Below are 3,199 nucleotides of genomic sequence, written 5' to 3'. Positions count from 1 at the left end.
AAAGAATGTTAATTCATTCACAAAACTAAGCGATCAATCAAAAAAAGACATCCAAATTACTATGGTACTACCTAAGCAAAATGAAAATGGAGATTGGTTAGCTTATGGCTTTACTAGCAGAGAAACATTGAATGCTTTTATTGAAAAGGATAAAAAGGCACTTAAAAATCAAATTAACCCCTTAGGTAGTGGTGCTGGTAGTACCGATTTTTATGAGCATCAAAATAAAGGTGGACAGTATATTTATTGGAGCAGCGGCTTTAAAAACCTACCTTCTAGCTGGAACGACAGAATTTCTTCTGTAAGTACAGCTTCACCTTCTGCAAGTTATTCAACAACGCTATGGGAACATTCTTCAACTCAAGGATATGGAAAAGGTGTCTCCTTTAGACACTCTGATTGGTATGGTCAAACTGCTAATTTAGCTGCGGATTGGAACGATATTACTTCAGCAATTGAAATCAAATAGTAACAGGGCATTTCAATTGAATAGTTGGAACTACATTTTTATATAGTTTCACACAAATTGCTACTTAAATATTATTAGATAGTAGAAAGACCAGTCATTTTAGACTGGTCTTTCTACCTTCACGCATGCAATAATGCTTCATGGATTGCTTCAGATAAATTAGAGAATCATGACATTATTCACTATCAAAACTCTTCTGCAATTTCCGGATGTAAATAATTTGACCAATATGATACGCATTATGAGTCGTTACATTAGCTAGTACTTCCCACCACTTCGCAGATACAGGAAATCCAACTACATCACTTTCAACTTTGTCTTCATTTATGAGATTTTGCCATTGTAACAGTTTCTCTAGGAGTTTTTCTCTTAATTCTTCAAATGTTTGATTATCTGATAGCATAAAACTTTTGTTATTATCACCAATAGCGGGCACGGCATTAACATTTGATTCTTTATACCTTGTTTGCCACGTCGAGTTCCAATACAGTAAATGTTGTACAATTTCAGCTATACTATTACTCTCTTCATTCGGTTTCCAGAAAGCTTCTCTCTCAGATAAATCCTTAACTGCATCTGAAAACGGAATATACCAACTAGGATCATTCGCATTTGCTAATAACTGATCTGCTAAAACATCTTTAACATGGAACACTTTGCTTCCCCCCCATTTTAAAAACTTAATTTCATCATCATGAATGCAATACTCACTTTTCTATATACGCTAAGTCTGTGCGATTCCCTCTTTTTATCCCCATTCCCATACTTAGGTACTTAAAGAAACTTAAAGCACCTAATCTATAAACCACCTCGAAGAATACAGAAATACTACTAATTGCTATTACTTGTATAAAAACAATATGTAAGATTAATAGATTTTCTCCTTAATACTCGTTATGATAAAAGAAAAAGAAAGCGAGCTGACAATGAATAAAAAAATTGCGGTTATTACAGGTGCATCAAGTGGATTCGGACTATTAACTACACTTGAACTTGCAAAAAAAGATTATTTAGTTATCGCTACAATGAGAAACCTTGAAAAGCAAGTAAACTTACTATCTCAAGCTGCTAAACTCAACTTACAGCAAAACATAAAAGTTCAACAATTAGATGTAACAGATCAAAGTTCTATACATAACTTTCAATTATTTTTAAAAGACATGAATAGAGTAGACCTTCTCATTAATAATGCAGGATATGCAACTGGAGGCTTTGTAGAAGAAATTCCAGTAGAGGAATACCGTAAACAATTTGAAACGAACCTTTTTGGAGCTATTTCAATCACTCAACTTGTCTTACCATATATGAGAAAGCAGAAAAGTGGAAAAATCATTAATATAAGCAGTATTAGTGGCCAAGTTGGATTTCCTGGTTTATCCCCTTATGTATCTTCAAAATATGCATTAGAAGGCTGGAGTGAATCGCTTCGCTTAGAAGTAAAACCTTTCGGAATAGACGTTGCCTTACTTGAACCTGGTTCTTATAACACGAACATATGGGAAGTTGGTAAACAATTAGCTGAAAACCAATCTGATACAACCTCTCCTTACAAAGAATATATGGATAAAATACAAAAACATATTAATAGTGGCAGCAATACATTTGGTAATCCGATAGATGTTGCCAATAAAATCGTTGAAATTGCCGAAGCGAAACGTACTACATTAAGATATCCAATTGGAAAAGGTGTCAAATTTATGATCTTTGCGAAGAAAATTCTTCCATGGAGATTGTGGGAGTTTCTTGTTTTGAGGAGTTTTAAGAAGATGTAAGTAACTTTATTGAAAAAATATGTAAGGGGTGCTAATTAAATGCTAGGTTTACCCTATGGTAAAGTGTTTTTAGTTCCGTGGTCCGAAGAGTGGGAATTTGAGTTTTCAAAAGAAAAACAATTAATTGAGGAACAAATTGGAAAATATATTTTAGCGATACACCATATTGGAAGTACTTCCATCCCGCATTTAAGCGCAAAACCTATTATTGATATTGCGATTGAATTAAGAGATTTCAAAAGTGATCTAAAATGTATTACAAACCTAGAACAATTAAATTATAAATATAGAAAAGATGTATTACCCGAAAGGTATTATTTCAATAAAGGTGAGCCAAGAACTCATCAAATTCATATGTATGAACAAGGGAATAAATATTTAATGGAACAATTAAAATTCAGAGATTACTTAATAGACAATAAAACTTCTCGTATGCAGTATGAACAGTTAAAGATTCAACTTTCAAAAGCTAATCCTAATGATAAACATAAGTATGCAGAAGATAAAACAAATTTCATTAAATCCATATTGACTAAAATCAATGATTAAATTACGAGGGCCAAACTTCATACACATGATAAGCAACCATTTACACATAGATAAATGGTTGCTTATCAATTAGTTATCTCATTAATCGTACCATCGATACCTATTATTATAAGTGATTGCTCTTCACATTTTTCATGAATCCATTCTAAAATCACGTTTAAATCCAACCTAATCCATCCCCTTATACTTCTTACATCAATAATTATATCGTTATGCAGCAGGTGGAACGAAGTAAAATAGCATCGAAGTCATCAAAATAAATGCAAATAATCCAATTATCGAAAATATATATTCTTTTGATTCTCTATCATACTTCCATTCCATCCATGTCCTTAGGATCCACGTAACCCCTAAATAAGTGAAAATGATAAACCAAATATTAGTGCTTTCGAATTTAAAGATGTAAATA

The 3,199-nt window shown here is 32.5% G+C and carries 5 protein-coding genes; 3 read left to right on the top strand and 2 right to left on the bottom strand.

Annotation, left to right across the window (positions count from 1 at the left end; all coding sequences use genetic code 11):
• Positions 1-469 (top strand): hypothetical protein (locus AB3X48_RS19930; RefSeq protein WP_367959848.1); only part of this gene is annotated, 469 nt, incomplete at its 5' end.
• A 175-nt stretch (positions 470-644) separates the two neighbouring features.
• Here AB3X48_RS19930 and AB3X48_RS19925 read toward each other — a convergent pair.
• Positions 645-1,124 carry a DinB family protein gene (locus AB3X48_RS19925; RefSeq protein WP_367959847.1) on the bottom strand — a complete coding sequence of 160 codons (480 nt, stop codon included), beginning with the start codon at positions 1,122-1,124 and terminating at the stop codon, positions 645-647.
• 271 nt (positions 1,125-1,395) lie between these two features.
• Here AB3X48_RS19925 and AB3X48_RS19920 point away from each other — a divergent pair, with 271 nt between their 5' ends.
• Both AB3X48_RS19920 and AB3X48_RS19915 read left to right on the top strand, forming a co-directional pair.
• Positions 1,396-2,241, top strand: a complete 846-nt coding sequence (locus tag AB3X48_RS19920; protein ID WP_367959846.1) for an oxidoreductase — start codon at positions 1,396-1,398, stop codon at positions 2,239-2,241.
• Positions 2,242-2,280: 39 nt separating this feature from the next.
• The gene (locus tag AB3X48_RS19915; RefSeq protein ID WP_367959845.1) at positions 2,281-2,790 is read left to right on the top strand and encodes a GrpB family protein; all 510 of its coding nucleotides are present in this window, start codon (positions 2,281-2,283) and stop codon (positions 2,788-2,790) included.
• A gap of 210 nt (positions 2,791-3,000) precedes the next feature.
• Here the strand turns inward: AB3X48_RS19915 and AB3X48_RS19910 are convergent.
• A partial coding sequence (locus AB3X48_RS19910) for a DUF4181 domain-containing protein (protein ID WP_367959844.1) occupies positions 3,001-3,199 on the bottom strand: 199 nt, incomplete at its 5' end.

This window comes from Bacillus sp. S4 (genome assembly GCF_040838205.1).
Lineage (GTDB): Bacteria > Bacillota > Bacilli > Bacillales > Bacillaceae_G > Bacillus_A > Bacillus_A cereus_U.
Note: the sequence above shows the minus strand (reverse complement) of the source record. Positions and strands in the feature narration are given on the sequence as shown.